Origin of the sequence: Rhizobium sp. SEMIA 4085 (assembly GCF_013004495.1) — a bacterium.
Classification (GTDB): domain Bacteria; phylum Pseudomonadota; class Alphaproteobacteria; order Rhizobiales; family Rhizobiaceae; genus Rhizobium; species Rhizobium gallicum.
In genome coordinates, this window is sequence record NZ_JABEPH010000120.1 from 1 (window position 1) to 15231 (window position 15231).

Annotated in this window: 13 protein-coding genes and 2 pseudogenes; 12 read left to right on the forward strand and 3 right to left on the reverse strand. The window is 60.3% G+C overall.

Annotation, left to right across the window (positions count from 1 at the left end; all coding sequences use genetic code 11):
* Positions 1–723: LacI family DNA-binding transcriptional regulator (locus C9413_RS14135; RefSeq protein WP_348648774.1), on the reverse strand; the 723-nt coding region annotated here is incomplete at its 3' end.
* Positions 724–915: 192 nt separating this feature from the next.
* Between C9413_RS14135 and C9413_RS14140 the strand changes: the two genes are divergently transcribed.
* The 7 genes from C9413_RS14140 (at position 916) to C9413_RS14170 (ending at position 9918) form a co-directional block, all read left to right on the forward strand.
* Complete coding sequence (locus tag C9413_RS14140; RefSeq protein ID WP_040116360.1) at positions 916–2841, forward strand: ABC transporter substrate-binding protein; 1926 nt, start codon at positions 916–918, stop codon at positions 2839–2841.
* Between the two features lie 89 nt (positions 2842–2930).
* Positions 2931–3917, forward strand: coding sequence for an ABC transporter permease (locus tag C9413_RS14145; protein ID WP_170250569.1), 987 nt, complete (start codon positions 2931–2933; stop codon positions 3915–3917).
* 16 nt (positions 3918–3933) lie between these two features.
* Entirely contained in the window at positions 3934–5076 is a 1143-nt protein-coding gene (locus tag C9413_RS14150; protein WP_170250570.1) for an ABC transporter permease, read from the forward strand.
* On the forward strand, positions 5066–6115 hold the full coding sequence (locus C9413_RS14155; protein ID WP_052451904.1) for an ABC transporter ATP-binding protein: 1050 nt from the start codon (positions 5066–5068) through the stop codon (positions 6113–6115). The genes C9413_RS14150 and C9413_RS14155 overlap by 11 nt, the downstream gene beginning before the upstream one ends.
* Positions 6112–7173 (forward strand): oligopeptide/dipeptide ABC transporter ATP-binding protein, encoded by a 1062-nt coding sequence (locus tag C9413_RS14160; protein ID WP_040116356.1) that lies wholly within the window; start codon positions 6112–6114, stop codon positions 7171–7173. Before C9413_RS14155 ends, C9413_RS14160 begins: the two co-directional genes overlap by 4 nt.
* A complete protein-coding gene (locus C9413_RS14165; protein ID WP_040116355.1) occupies positions 7174–8013 on the forward strand; it encodes a 5-deoxy-glucuronate isomerase in 840 nt (279 codons plus the stop codon). It begins immediately after the preceding gene.
* Positions 8014–8043: 30 nt separating this feature from the next.
* Positions 8044–9918 carry a glycosyl hydrolase gene (locus tag C9413_RS14170; RefSeq protein WP_040116354.1) on the forward strand — a complete coding sequence of 625 codons (1875 nt, stop codon included), beginning with the start codon at positions 8044–8046 and terminating at the stop codon, positions 9916–9918.
* A gap of 57 nt (positions 9919–9975) precedes the next feature.
* On the opposite strand, the pseudogene C9413_RS14175 reads toward C9413_RS14170, so the two are convergent.
* Positions 9976–10267: pseudogene (locus C9413_RS14175) on the reverse strand (integrase); the annotation flags it as partial.
* 81 nt (positions 10268–10348) lie between these two features.
* Here C9413_RS14175 and C9413_RS14180 point away from each other — a divergent pair.
* The 3 genes from C9413_RS14180 (at position 10349) to C9413_RS14190 (ending at position 12544) form a co-directional block, all read left to right on the forward strand.
* A complete protein-coding gene (locus C9413_RS14180) occupies positions 10349–10627 on the forward strand; it encodes a type II toxin-antitoxin system Phd/YefM family antitoxin (RefSeq protein ID WP_040116352.1) in 279 nt (92 codons plus the stop codon).
* A complete protein-coding gene (locus C9413_RS14185) occupies positions 10624–11046 on the forward strand; it encodes a hypothetical protein (RefSeq protein ID WP_040116351.1) in 423 nt (140 codons plus the stop codon). The genes C9413_RS14180 and C9413_RS14185 overlap by 4 nt, the downstream gene beginning before the upstream one ends.
* A gap of 529 nt (positions 11047–11575) precedes the next feature.
* Positions 11576–12544: an alpha/beta hydrolase gene (locus tag C9413_RS14190; RefSeq protein WP_052451903.1), complete on the forward strand. Its 969-nt coding sequence runs from the start codon at positions 11576–11578 to the stop codon at positions 12542–12544.
* A gap of 61 nt (positions 12545–12605) precedes the next feature.
* Here the strand turns inward: C9413_RS14190 and C9413_RS14195 are convergent, their stop codons facing one another.
* Complete coding sequence (locus C9413_RS14195; RefSeq protein WP_040116350.1) at positions 12606–13319, reverse strand: GntR family transcriptional regulator; 714 nt, start codon at positions 13317–13319, stop codon at positions 12606–12608.
* Between the two features lie 267 nt (positions 13320–13586).
* Here C9413_RS14195 and C9413_RS14200 point away from each other — a divergent pair, with 267 nt between their 5' ends.
* On the forward strand, positions 13587–14669 hold the full coding sequence (locus C9413_RS14200; RefSeq protein WP_040116349.1) for an ABC transporter ATP-binding protein: 1083 nt from the start codon (positions 13587–13589) through the stop codon (positions 14667–14669).
* A gap of 28 nt (positions 14670–14697) precedes the next feature.
* Positions 14698–15144, forward strand: a pseudogene (locus C9413_RS14205) (twin-arginine translocation signal domain-containing protein); the annotation flags it as partial.
* Positions 15145–15231: the final 87 nt, after the last annotated feature.

Sequence of the window (15231 nt, forward strand, 5' to 3'; positions counted from 1 at the left end):
CGCGTCACGCGGCCTTCGGCTGGCGGCGCGCCGTGGGGCCACCGTGGGGGGGCAGTGAATGGGCCGGGGCGCCTGGAGACCGTGTTCGGCTAAGGTCTTGCCGATGCCGATCAGGCGACATTTACCGCCATAGGAATTGCGAGGACCGGCAATGATTGCAATCTTGCGCCGGCCACGCGCCACGAGGTGGTTGATCGCCCGCGAAGCGCCATGCTCATAGTCGGTCATTATCGTGCCGGCGACATCCTTCGGCGCCTCACGGTTGATAAGCACCGCTGCCCGATGTGGGCTAAGCGCCTTGTGCAGCGCCGCGTCCGGCAGTCGCGCGCTGCACACGATGATTCCATCGACACGATGCAACAGGAACGCATCGATTAACTCGGCCTCGCGCTTGCTGCTTTCCACGACGTTCGACAGCAGCAGATTGTAGCCGGCGGCGTTGGCCGCGTCTTCGGCACCGCGGATAATCTCGGGGAAGAACGGGTTGGTAATGTCTGGAACCAGAAATCCAATGGTTCTCGATCGGTCGGACCGCAGCCCGCGTGCGAAAGGATTGGGCCGGTAGTTCAGCGCGCTGGCAGCCGAGACAACGCGCTCGCTGGTTTCGGCACTGGCGCCGCCATGGCCATTCAATACGCGTGAAACAGTCATCGGCGACACGCCCGCCGCGCGGGCCACGTCGGCAATTGTGGTCTTCGATTCGAAATCCTTATGCCGGGTCAAATGCTCGTCTCTCTGCAAATAGATGGTAACGATATCGCACATATCTGAGTTCAAAGCCAAGCAAAAATATCGGTTATTCTAGGCGCGAGGAGAATCCATTTGACAGAAAATTACGGTAACGATAACGTAACTCAAGACAAAGAAGGACTAAGATAACGACAGCGTTCTGCGGGTTCACATTGGGAGGAAATGATGAAGCTCGTCCGAGATCTGCCACGGCAAGCCGCGTGTGCTGCCGTTCTCGCACTTGTTGTGGGCGCCGGCTGGGCCGGGGCTGCAGTTGCTTTTCAGGAGTCTCCGCAGCTCAAAGCGCTCGTCGATGCAAAAAAATTGCCTCCTGTTGACAAGCGCCTGCCGGCAAAGCCCCTCGTACTTGCGCCGCTCCAGTCGGTTGGCAGCTACGGCGGCACCTGGCGCACCGCCACTTTCGGCGGCGGCGACAGCGAGATCGAGCGCTCGATCGGCTATACCCGGCTTGTCCGCTGGAACCCCGAATGGACCGAGGTCATTCCCGATATCGCCGAGAGTTTCGAGGTTAATGCCGACGCCACTGAATACACGTTCACCCTGCGCGAAGGCACCCGCTGGTCGGACGGCGAGCCCTTCAGCGCCGACGACCTGATCTTCTGGGACGAGCATGTCCTGCGCAACAAGGAAATCACGCCCTCGCCCCCGGCATGGCTGACGGCAGGCGGCGAGCCAGTCAAAGTCGAAAAGCTTGGCGACTACAAAGTCGTGTTTAGATTCAAGGCGCCCAACGGCCTGTTCCTGATGAACATGGCCACCATCCGCGGCGCCGATATCCTTGCCGCCTCGCCGGCGCACTACCTCAAGAAATTCCACAAGGATTTCAATCCAGAAGGCATTGCCGCGCTGGTCAAGCAGGCCGGTGCGGCAGACTGGGTGCAGCTCTTCAACAACAAGATCTCGTTCCCCGGCCGCTGGCGCGATGTCGGCCGCCCGGTGCTCGACGCCTGGATGCTGGCCGCCCCCTATGTGGGCACATCGCAGGTCGTGGCCGAGCGCAACCCCTACTATGCGAAAGTCGACACCGCCGGCAACCAGCTGCCCTATCTCGACAAGGTCACCATCGACGTGATGGAGGACACACAGGCGATCATTCTGAAGGCGATCAATGGCGAGATCGACATGCAGAACCGTTTCATCGAGACCACGGACGCCCGGCCGGTCATCGTTCAGAATCAGGAAAAGGGCGGATACAGGCTTTTCATCGCGCGGCCGGCTTGGTCAAACGCCTTGCTTATCACGCTGAACCAGACCCACAAGAACAAGGTGCTGCGCAAGGTCTTCTCAGACAAGAACTTTCGCATCGGTCTCAGCCACGCGATCAACCGCGAGGAGCTCAACCAGCTCATCTACGCCGGCCAATCGAAACCATACCAGGCCGCTCCGCGTGAAGGCAGCGCGCTCTATGACGAGCAGATGGCGACCCAATACCTCAAGTACGACGTCAATCTTGCCAACCGGTATCTCGACAAGGCGGGACTGACGACTCGCGACGCCGAAGGGTACAGACTCGGGCCGGACGGCAGGCGGGTAACCTTCGCCATAGACGTACTGACGGGGAGTCCGATCCAAAGTGACGCGCTCGAATTGATCCAGCGCTACTGGAGGACCGTCGGCATCGATATGCAGCCGCGACCGACGGAGCGCTCGCTCATCTTCGCCCGTCTCCAGACCAACGAGAACGATGGCATCGGCTGGGTCGGCGGCGGAGGCTACGATTTTCTGGGACTGCTCGATCCCAAATGGTACTTCCCGCATGAATATGAATCGAGCTTCGCGACCGCCTGGGGTCTTTACTACCAGAACCCCAACGATCCGAATGCCGAGGAGCCGAGCGAGGAAGCCAAGAAGCAGATGGATCTGTACCGGAAGGTGCAGCAGAGTGCGACACTTGAGCAGCAGCTCGCGGCCATGAAGGAACTGCTCGCCATTACACGCGACCAATTCTACATCATCGGTACCAACCTCGAACCCGACCGCGTCGGGATCGTCAAGAAGAATATGCGCAATGTGCCCGACGTCATCCCGAGCACCTCTTTCTACATGATCCCCGGGCCGGTGAAGCCGGAGACCTTCTACTACGAAAACTGACCTTCCGAACCGGGCGGCGACAAGTCCTGCCGCCGCCCTTGTTTCGTGTCGCAGCAGATCTGCCCACATACACGGCAAGGAGCGAGGAAATGGCCGGATTCATGATCAGACGCCTGCTCTACATGATCCCGATGATGTTCGTGATTTCGATCGTCACATTCATCATCATCCAGCTTCCGCCGGGTGATTTCCTGACTGCTTTGACCGCCCGGCTGGCGTCGCAGAACGAAACCATCGATCCCGGGGTGCTCGCGGGCCTGCGCGAGCGCTATGGACTCGATCAGCCCTTGATCGTCCAATACTGGAAGTGGATCAGCGGCATTTTGCTGCGCGGCGATTTCGGGCAGTCTTTCGACTGGAACAAACCGGTCCGCGAGCTTATCTGGCCGCGCGGGAGCCTGACGGTGGTGGTTTCGCTCATCACACTGATCTTCGTGTGGGCGGTGGCATTCCCGATCGGCATCTATTCGGCAGTGCGGCAATATTCCGTCGGCGACTACGTCGCCACCTTCTTCGGCTTCCTCGGCCTTGCCATTCCAAGCTTCCTGCTGGCGCTGGTGCTGATGTATTTCAGCGCTCACTATTTCGGGCTGAGCATCGGTGGACTGTTCTCACCCGAATACATGAATGCGGCCTGGAGCTGGGGCAAGCTTTGGGATCTCATGAAGCACATGTGGATCCCGGTCATCGTGCTCGGCACCGGCGCGACGGCAGCGCTTATCCGCATCATGCGAGCAAACCTGCTGGATGAGCTTAACAAGCCCTATGTCGACATGGCGCGCGCCCGCGGTCTCAGCGAAACCAGGCTGCTCTTGAAGTATCCGGTGCGCGTGGCGCTCAACCCGTTCGTCTCAACGCTCGGCTGGGTCTTGCCGCATCTCGTTTCCGGAGCGGTCGTGGTGTCCATCGTGCTCAGCCTGCCGACAACCGGGCCGCTGCTGCTCAGCGCGCTCTTTGCCCAAGATATGTATCTGGCCGGCAGCATCATTCTGCTCATGAGCATCCTTACCCTCATCGGTACGCTGATCTCCGACCTGCTTCTTGCATGGCTCGATCCGCGCATCCGCAACGGTTAAAGAGGAGGCAAGCGCAATGGCCGATCAAACCGTGGCAACGGCCATCCCCGAGATTCGGCCCGCCAAGAACGCAAACGCTTCTGCGGGGCAATGGCGGTTGATCTGGTGGCGCTTTTGTCAACACCGGGTGGCTTTGGTTTCCGGCGCCGTCATCGTACTCGTCTATCTGATTGCCGCCTTCGCCGAGTTCCTGGCGCCGATGTCGGAGCAGGCTTACGATCCACGCTTCACCTATGCCCCGCCGCAGCGAATCAGGTTTGCGGGCTATGACGCCAACGGCGCGTTCCACATGCTCTATGTGAACGGCTACTCCGCCAAGGTCGACCCGATTGCACTCAGCCGTATCTACGAACCCGATCCGAACACGCTCATCCCTGTTGGTTTTTTCGTCAAGGGCGAGCCTTACCGGTTCTGGGGCCTGTTCGAGACGAACCGTCACTTGATCGGTCCGCTCGAACCGGGCCAACCCTTTTACCTCTTTGGTGCTGACCGGCTGGGCCGTGACGTGCTCAGCAGAACCATCCATGGCACCCGTATCTCGATGTCGGTGGGCCTTATCGGCGTCACCATCAGTCTGATCCTCGGCATTCTTTTAGGGGGCATATCGGGCCTCTACGGCGGTTGGGGGGATGATGTCATCCAGCGCGGCATCGAGCTTTTGAAGTCGATACCGACCATCCCGCTCTGGATGGGGCTGGCGGCGGCCGTTCCGATCAGCACCGACCCGATCGTTGTCTACCTCTGGATCACTGTCATCCTGTCGCTGATCGGCTGGACTGACATGGCACGCGTGGTGCGTGGTCGCTTCCTGTCGCTCAAGTCTGAGGACTTCGTTATCGCCGCCCAGCTCGACGGCTGTTCCAAGATGCGCATCATCTGGCGACATATGGTGCCGTCGTTCATGAGCCATATCATCGCCTCGGTGACGCTGGCGATCCCCACCATGATCCTGGCCGAGACGGCGCTGTCTTTCCTGGGCATTGGGCTCAGACCTCCGGTGGTGAGCTGGGGTGTCTTGCTGCAGGAGGCGCAGAACATCCTCGCTGTCTCCAACGCGCCATGGTTGTTCCTGCCCGGACTGGCGGTGATCATCACGGTCCTTGCGCTCAACTTTCTTGGGGATGGAATACGCGATGCTGCAGATCCCTATGAGTACTAAACGCATGCCCGCTAAAGAGCCCGACCGGAGCGCGGCGCCGGACCTGCTGATCGAGGTCGACAACCTCCACACCCATTTCTTCGGCAATGCGGGATTAGTGCGGGCGGTCGACGGTGTGTCTTTCTCGATCCCGCGCGGCAGGACGGTGTGCGTCGTGGGCGAATCCGGCTCCGGCAAAAGCATTACCGGGCGCTCGATTCTGAACCAGGTTCCACGCGGCGGGCGCGTCGTGTCCGGCGCAATCCGCTACAGGCCCGACGCCGGCAAGCCGCCGGTGGACATTGTCGCGCTCGATCCACGCGGCAAGGAAATGCGGGCGATCCGCGGCGCTCAGATCGCCCTGATCAGCCAGGAGCCGATGGCCGCACTCTCGCCGGTCCACACGATTGGCAATCAGATGATCGAAGTCATTCGCCTGCATCTGAACATGGGCCGACGCGAAGCGAAAGAGCATGCGATCGAGACGTTGGCGCTTGTCGGCATTCCCCGCCCGACGGAGCGTATGGAGAGCTACGCTTTCCAATTTTCCGGCGGCATGCGCCAGCGCGTCTGTATTGCGCTTGCGCTTTCCTGTCGCCCAAAGCTCCTGATCGCCGACGAGCCGACCACGGCACTTGACGTGACGACGCAGGCTAATATCCTCGACCTGCTTTCGACGCTGCAGGCCGACTTCAATCTTTCGGTGCTGTTTGTCACCCACGATCTCGGCGTGGTGTCTGAGATCGCCGATGATGTGGTCGTCATGTATCTGGGCAAAGTCGTCGAGACCGGCGACGTCGACACCATCTTCCACGCGCCGGCACATCCCTACACCAGGGCGCTCCTGCAATCGGTTCCGCGGATGCATGCCGGTGGGACAAAGCGGCTCCCGACCATCGAGGGCATGGTGCCTTCGCCCTTAGACCGTCCTCAGGGATGCGGCTTTCACCCGCGCTGCGCAAAGGCGGTGGCAGGGCTTTGCGATCGAAAGGCTCCCGAGCCGGTTACGATTTCGAAAGGCCACGTTGCAAGCTGCCTCCTGCACGGAGAGACCCGATGACGGCTGACGCACCCCGGCGACAGGACCCGCTGCTCCAATTGCAGAATCTCAAAATGCATTTCCCGATCCATCGAGGTGCATTCCGGCGTGTCGTCGGCCATATCAAGGCCGTCGACGGCGTGTCACTCAGCGTCGATAGCGGCGAGACGCTGGGCATCGTCGGCGAATCCGGTTGCGGAAAGTCGACGCTCGCACGCACCATCCTGCGTGTTTACCGCCCGACGGCAGGCGAGATCGTCTATACCGGGCGCAGCGGTGCGCCCATCGATCTTGCGACATTGTCCGGACCGGGGCTGAAAGAGATCCACCGCGATATCCGCGTCGTCTTCCAGGATCCGCAATCCTCCCTTAACCCGCGCATGCGTGTCATCGACATCATCGGCGAGGTGCTGAAGGTGAATGGGATCGCAACCGGCTCGGAACTGGTGGATCGGGTCGCCGAGCTGCTGCGCAGCGTCGGACTTCGACCCGAATTCATGCGCCGCTATCCGCACGCCTTTTCGGGCGGAGAAAGGCAGCGCATCAGCATCGCCCGCGCGCTGGCGCCCGAACCGCGTCTGGTGATCGCCGACGAGGCTGTCTCGGCTCTGGACGTGAGCGTCCAGGCGCAGACAATCAACCTGCTGCAGGATCTGCAGGAGCGTTTCGGGCTGACCTACCTCTTCGTGGCGCACGACCTTTCGGTCGTTCGTCACATCTGCGACAACGTCGCGGTCATGTATATGGGGAGGGTCGTGGAAAAGGCATCGACCAACGCCATTTTCGCCAGCCCTCGCCACCCTTATACCGAGGCCCTTCTTTCGGCCGTTCCGATCCCGGATCCACGGCTGCGCCGCCGAGGCCGCCGCATCCGGCTCGCCGGCGAAGTGGCGGATCCGGCGAACCCTCCTTCAGGCTGTCCGTTCCACCCCCGCTGCCGCTACGTTACAGACCTCTGCAAGAGCCACGTACCGCCACTGCGGCCAGTCAAGATGGATGGCCATTCCGTCGCTTGCCACCACGCCGAAACCTTGAAGCTCACCCCCTTCGACGAGCACGCACTTGCGGAGTTGCATTGAATGCCCGAACTCATTTCCCTTAGCGAGATCCGCGCCCGTCCGCTCGTCGACCAATCGTCGGCCACCCTGGAGCTGATTTATTTCGACCTTCTCAAGCTTTGCGCCGGCCGTCAGGAGCGAAGGCGGCTGCCGGCGCATGAAAGCCTCTATGTCGTGCTCTCGGGCAGGGTCGACATCGAAGTCGACGGCATTCGCTTCGAAGCAGTCGGCCAACGCGCCGACATCTGGTCAGGTGACGCGGATTCCGTTTATGCGCCCGTCGATGCGGAGGTCGTCGTCACGGCAATAAGCGAGAGTGTCGAGATCGCCGTCGCCGGTGGGATCTGCGAGAGGCGCTATGCAGCTTTCCGCGTCACGCCTGAAGAGGTCGACGCGGTCAATGTCGGCTCCTCGGAGACGCATAGTCAGCGCCGCATAGCCCATCTGCTCGGCCAACGCCAGAACGGGCGCTGCGGTCATCTCCTGGTGAGCGAACTCTACGCCGGCGATGGCTGCTGGTCAGGCTACCCGCCCCACAAGCACGACACCGAGTGCGGCGATGTCGAAAGTCGTCACGAAGAGCTCTACCATTACCGTTTCTGGCCGGAGACCGGTTTCGGTGGACAGATCGTCTATGAGGAGCACGGGCCGGTCGAGACATTCATGACCCGCAGCGGCGATACGTTCCTGCTCGACCGCGGTTATCATCCGACGGTCACCTCGCCCGGACACCGCAGCTATATCTTCACCATCCTTGTCGGCAAGCACCGACGCGGCCTTATCCAACGCTTCGACCCGAAGCATGAGCATCTGACCGGGGTCATTCCAGGCATCGACGCAATGCGCGCCAAGTTCAAATAGCCTCTTCGATCAACCAAGGAGATTGCGCGAATGCGCCAGCGCACACAGATAAATGTTGACGTGAGTAAGCCGGTGCGTCCTTTCAAACGCTTCTGGCGCGGCACGGGCTTTTCTCCCGCAGAACTGCTGCTGGAGCCGGAAATGCGCCAGATGGTCGCCTATCTCGGCGGCGTACCGCATGAAGGCGTCCGCTATCTACGCATTCACTATCTGCTCAACCTGCTGACGGTGATCGGAGGCATTGCAAACCCCAGATATGACTGGTCGCTGCTCGACCGCGCTCTCGACGTGATGGTCGAGCATCGGCTCAAACCGTTCTTCGAGTTGATGGGCAATCCATCCGGCATCTTTACCGACTATGAGAACATCGACCAGGTCAAGGCGTGGCGCGACCTGGTCACGGCGGTGGCGGACCGTTATGCCGGGCGCTATGGCATGGAGGAGCTTCGCAGCTGGTTTTTCGAGACGACCAATGAGGCGGACTCCGGCTGGTGGACCTACGGTGAGAGGGGCTACACAAACTACTACGATGCCTGCGTCGCCGGGCTCGACGCCGTCGATCGCGCCTTGCCGATGGGCGGTCCCGGGACCGCGCGCACGCTCTCGCCGATCTTTCGCGCCATCGTTGCGCACTGCGATAAAGGCGTGAGCTGCCTGACCAACGACGGCCCGCCGCGGATCGACTTCATTTCCATCCATGAAAAGGGCGTCAACGGCAGCATCGAGGATCTGACGCCCAACAGCAACGGCATCATCGACCGCACGCTGCTCGTCGTCGACTATTTGAGGCAGCATCATCCACGGCTCGCTGAATTGCCGATCGTCAATGATGAATGCGATCCGCAGCTTGGTTGGTCCGACCAACACTCGTGGCACGGAAGGGCCTATTATGCCGCCATCATCGGCAAGATCATCGAGCAGCACGAGCGCCGCATCATCGCGCCCAAGGCGGCCGACTTCACGTTTCTGAGCAACGATCACGCCTTCATCGGCGGCTGGGGGCAGAGAACGATCTTTGCTTACTTCGGACCCCGCAATTTTCGGCGGGCGCAATGGGAGCACAAGACCGATCTTAGCACGCTGGCAACTGACGTCGACGCCGCCCCGCCTTTCGAGCAGATCAAAAAGCCCGGCCTGACGTCGCTCGAACTGCTGGCAACGCTGGGCGATACACTCTGCGAGGCGACAGCATATCCGAAACTCGATCCGGATATAGACGGACTGGCCATCCTGCCTACAAAACTTGCCGATGGCGGCGCCTCGATCGCGCTGATCCACTCCGTCGATGCAATCACACAGTCCGGCCGCACGTCGGTGCGGCTTCAAATCGACGGACTGGAGCCGGGCCGTCATGGCGTTTGCCTGCTGCGCATCGACGATGAGTTTACCAATCCCATGGAAGTGTGGGAGGCGCAGCGCGACGAAAGCAATCCGCGCGGTCCGTGGGAGCCGGTCGGCGCGCCGCGCGAGCCCACCGCCGATCAGTTTGCCGAATTGCGGCGAGCCCAGGAACCTGCGCTTTTGCACCCGATCAGTATCGTCGACGCGCAGGACGGCCGGATCAGTCTCGACCTTGACGTGCCATTGCCCTCCCTCACGCAGATACTGGTGGTGCCCGACACGGGTGCGGCGCCGTCCGCTCCGACCGGGCTGACGGCGAGGCGCTATCGCGGTCTTGGAGAGCGGCCGCAACGGATGCTGTTTTGGGCCGCAGGCGATGCCCGTCCGGGCATTTTCTACGACGTTTTGACCAGCACCGATGGAAAGATCTTCGAGAAGGTCAATCCCGTTCCTCTGATCTCGACGGCCTACTTGCATGTATCGCCGCAATCGGGCGTGCGCTATGCCGTGCGGGCGCGCGACGCCTTTGGACGGGAGAGCCCGCTCTGCACCATCGGCGACTGATGCTGGCGCCGCGGGCGTTTACGCGCGTGAAGGTTTATACTTCGAAGGTGTAGTGACGCGCTTTTCCGGATCCCACAGGATGATCGGCGACGACGAATTTCAGAAGCAGCGATTGAGGGGCCGGCCAGGGGGAACCGGTGGCAAACTGGCACCGGGCTTCGTGATAGGCGAGGTCGGAAGCGAGCGCACGCAACGTGTTCTCGCCCATGCCTTCGTTGGCAAGATGCTTCAGCGTGGCGGCGTCATCGTCGGTCAAGAGCCCCGCCAACTGGTCACGGCGATCCAGCGGCAGGATGGCATCGAGCTCCTCGGCGCGTTTGAGCAGAACGCAGTCGGACGGGGATTTTATTCGCGATGTTTGGTGCCTTTTTGATGGATTGTTGAATAAAGTCCGGAAATCCCGTATTTTACGGAAAATAGGATATGCGCCATGACATCGACCGTGACTGCTGCAGCCGTATCGAAGAATTTCGGTGCCTATCAGGATGCCGCCGTGCGTGAGCCGGTCATTATCACCAAGAACGGGCGTCCGCGGACCGTGTTGATCGCCTATGAAGATTATATGCGTTTGGCCAGGCGTGACCGTCGCGTCGAGGCGACAACGGTGTTGAGCGATGCTGATATTGCTGCGGTCGAGCAAGCCGAAATGGAACCGGGTTCCGATCATCTTAATGCCGAGCTGACGACGGGCAAGCATGCTGCCGACTGAAACCAAAGGTCGGCTGGATCTTCCGCTATTCCTATCTCTGGTACTGGCAGCATCTTGAAGGACGGGAAGAGGGTGACAAGGATAGTCCGGCGCTCGTTCTGGCCATCGTTGCGGCCCTGGAGGACGGAACTCCGGTGGTGCGCGTTTTGCCAGTGACGCACTCTCCGCCGTCCAAACCCGAAGAAGCAATCGAGATTCCGGCAGCCACCAAGCGGCGCCTTGGATTGGATGACGAACGCTCGTGGATCGTGTTGACGGAGAGCAACCGCTTTGTCTGGCCAGGGCCAGATATCAGGCCGTCGGAGAATGAAAGCGGCTATTGCGGCCCTCTGCCGCCGGCACTGTTCGAGGAGGTCAAGCGCCGGTTTGTCGAACTGGCGCGGTCCCAGCGTCATCGAGCGACGGCCCGCAGCGAGTAGCCGCCGGTTCCTCGTCGGCATGAACATCAACTTCGCCATCGTGCGTGTCGTTTCAGAGGCCAATGGCCACGATAACTTACCTTTTTGGGTCAAAAGCTTACCCTTTTTTGCCAAAGTAACTTACCCTTGGCGCTTCAAGCCCGTTTCCTGGTTGGCGATCAGCCATTGCGACTCCGGTGTTCTCGCGCCACCCAATCGATCAATGTCATGGCTGTCGTCCATATGATCACGACGCTTTTCTTGTGATCGCGTCGCAGTTCGTCAATCCGGCGCAGATCATTGCATCGGCCAAACAGCCACCGGTATTGGCCGTGGCCAGGTGTCGGCTTTGCGAAGATTTTCCCGACGCCGGCGTGTTGCCGAGCGTTGCGGCGGGCCCTGGACAAATAAGCCTGGCAACTGCTTCCCTTTCTTTACACGATAGCAATTGCCGCTACAGTCTTGGCCGGATCACTGATATTCAGGCGAGGCGAGGATCGAGAGGAGTTTCATGCCATTGCGATCAAAAACCGGTTTGGCTGGCAGGGCGATGGCATGCTTGCTCCTGGTATCATCACCGATCGACATTGCCCGTGCCGACGACGCCAGCGCAACAAAGTCGGACCCGCGATCGCGCGCCAAGGAAATCATCGCGCGGCTTCTGGACCGCAGGAGTGATTTTCGCGATCGGAGGCTGCGCTTCGAGGAGGCGATGAGGGCCACGCCTGAGCCAACCCGGGTGCAGATACGCCAGGTCGATGCCGATGGCGTTGACGGCGAGTTGATCTGGCCCGCTCGCCTCCACCACCCGCTTGGCAAGCGGGCGATCCTCTATCTCCACGGTGGAGGCTTTTATGCCGGCTCCTTGCGTAGTCATCGCAACATCGCCGCGTCGTTCGCGAAGGCCTCGTCTGCCGATGTGCTGCTGATCGAATATCGGCTTTTGCCTCAGTACCGCTTTCCGAGGCAGGTCGACGATTCCGTCACCGCATTTCGCTGGCTCCTTGAATCCGGCTACGAGGCGGCAAACATTGTGGTAATCGGAGACTCCGTCGGCGGAACCTTGGCGCTTCAAATGTCCCTTCGCCAGATCGCCACGAACGGCGAGAAGCCCGCTGCCGTGATCGCTATCAGCCCGGTTGCCGATTTTGGGGGTGCGGGGGTTCCGGCGCATGGCGAAGACGAGGTTTCCGTCAGCCGCGAATGGCTGCAACAGGTGGGGAAGGAGTATGCGGGGAAGGGTAGTCCCTCGCTTCAAACGGTCTCGCCGATAAACAGCGATTATTCAGGTTTTCCTCCGACCCTGCTGCAGGTCGGCGAAAAGGAGGCTTTGCGGGGGGATGTCCAGCGTCTTTTCGAAAAGCTGAAGGCTGCAAATGTCGATGTGCGGCTCGACGTCGTGCCGGGCCTGTTCCACGAGGCGTCGTTGTTTCCGTTCTGGCTCGACGAAGCCAGGAGATCCAACCAGAAAGCGGCGGAATTTGGCATGTCTCATTTCGCCGATAGACCACGGCAATGAAACCGAGTTGGCGATGCTCCGACAGCCGGTAATGGCCTTCGTCCGCCAAGCTGGCTGGATCCTAGATCGCAAACGCCTCCTTCAATCCGAAGCTTTTGCGTTCGCGCAGATCCAGATCGGCTTCGATATGGGAAATATGGTGCACCATCAGGCGGCAGGCGGTATCGAGATCGTCGTGTTCAATAGCCGCAACGATATCGCCGTGCTCTGTGTGGCCGCAGCTCGATACGGTCGACTGACCGTAGAGCGCGATGACAAGCGAGGAGCGGGCGACGAGCTCTTCCATGAAGCGCTGCATGATGGCATTGCCGGAAATCTGTGCGAGCATTAAGTGAAAATCGCCGGAGGCCTTGATTTCCGCGCGTCGCGCTGATTGGCCGCGCTCGCTCATCAGACGGCCCTCTTCCAATAGAAGCTGCCTCAGATGCTGGATTTGCGAAGGTGTAATGCGCGCGGCCGCTTCGCGCAGGATTCCGGGCTCCACGAGCCGGCGGGCAGCGAAAATCTGACGGGCTTCGTCCGGGGACGGATAGGCGACGAAGGCGCCACGGTTCTTCTCGACGCTGACGAGGCCCTCATAGGACAGAGCCTGGAGCGCGGCGCGGGCAAGCGTGCGGCTGACGTTGAAGAGATTTCCGACATCGGCTTCGGAAAGTTTCGTACCGGGAGAAAGGCGCCGCTCGACGATCGCATCGCGGATGGCATCACGAATTTGCTGCGTGCTTGTCTCGGCTGAATCATCTGCCGAAAGAACGGCGTCAGAGGTGGACTTCATGAAATCGGATACCTGATTATCGCCCCGATGATAGACAGCTTCGGAAGAAAAGTTAAATGGAATTTGCGAGCAAAATACAGTCCAAATTGTATACGATTATCTGCATAAATTGCAGACAAAAGCCTATTTCCTGTGCAGGTCGATGAAAGACCCAGTTGGGCGCGCCCCTTGGATGTTCCAAAAAGCCCAGTGATTCTTCGGGTTTGACGCTGGCGACGAAACTGGCACGGCGGATGCATTGATCTTTCTCGAACAGGGGAAGACATGATGTCGAAAGCGGCGGAAATCGATATAGCATCCGTTTCGAAGGTTTATGGCGCGACGACTGCTGTGCATGCCATCAGCTTGAAGATTCCGGCTGGATCATATTGCTGCTTCCTCGGCCCATCCGGCTGCGGCAAGACCTCGACGCTTCGCATGATCGCTGGCCATGAAAGCATCTCGACGGGCGATATCCGCCTCGGCAATACGGTTGTGACCGACTTTCCTCCCGCCAAGCGCGGCACGGCGATGATGTTTCAGTCTTATGCACTCTTTCCGCATCTGGACCTTATCGACAATGTCGCCTTCAGCCTGAAGATGAAGGGGGTCGGCAAGGACGAGCGCCGGGCCAAGGCGCTGGAGATGCTGAAGCTGATGCAGATGGAAGCCTACGCGAGCAGGCGTCCGGCGCAGCTTTCGGGTGGCCAGCAGCAGCGTGTGGCGCTGGCGCGCGCGCTGATCACCGATCCGGAAGCGCTCTTGCTTGACGAGCCTTTGTCGGCCCTCGACCCGTTCTTGAAGATCCGGATGCGCGCGGAGCTCAAGAAGCTCCAAAAGACGCTTGGCATCACCTTCGTCCATGTGACGCATAGCCAGGAAGAGGCGATGGCGCTTGCTGACATGATTGTCGTCATGAATGAGGGCAAGATCGAACAGGCGGCAGCACCGCGCCAGCTCTTCGAACGGCCGGCCACGGCTTTCGTCGCCCGTTTCATGGGCGACCACAACGTTCTATCTGGTCGTGTCGTGTCTGCCGAAGGCGGCGTGATCACCCTCAAGGTGCCGGAAGGCCAGACATTTTCCGTGCGTGGTGAGGGCAGGAAGGTGGGCGATCCTGTCGATATCGGCATCCGCACCGATCGCGTCCGCCTCGAACGGCCGGCGGAAAAGACGCTCGGCTTCCACGGCGTGGTTTCCAACATCGAATATCGCGGCGCTTCGGTGAAGATCACCGCAGTCGGCGCGGGCAGTGACGACTTCACGGTCATCGCGAGCGACGGCGATTACTTCGCCAAACCCGTATCGATCGGCGATGCGGTGTCTTTGAGTTGGACCCTGGAGGATGCCGTCCTCCTCGGCCGTCCATGAATTTCGCAATCAAAAAAGGGGAACTGACATGACGACTGAAACGAAGACAACCAAGACTGAGAAGGGCATTTCCCGCCGTTCGCTTTTGAAGACGGGCGCTGCGGCCATCGGCGCAGCCGCCGGCTCAGGCCTGATCACCGGCTTTCCGACGATTTGGGCGCAGTCCAGCATCACGCTTCGCCAGTTCGGCACGGGCGTTTCCAACATCAATGCGATCGCCGAACAGTGCAAGAAGGACCTCGGCATCACGCTTGAGATGACGGCAACGGACTCGGACGCTGCTGCGCAGCGTGCCGTCACCCAGCCGGACAGCTATGACATCGCCGACATCGAATACTGGATTGCCAAGAAAGTCTTTCCGACCGGCGTCCTCCAGCCGATGGATACGTCGAAGCTGAAATATTTCGACAAGATCGTGCCGCTCTTCATCAACGGCAAGATGAAGCCAGACAGCGTCATTGCGCAGGGTACCGCATCGCAGACGGACGGCTGAGACGTAGGCGCTGAAAGAGAGGACAGCCCAACGGAGGCGACGAAGCGATGGACGATGACGCTGACCAGT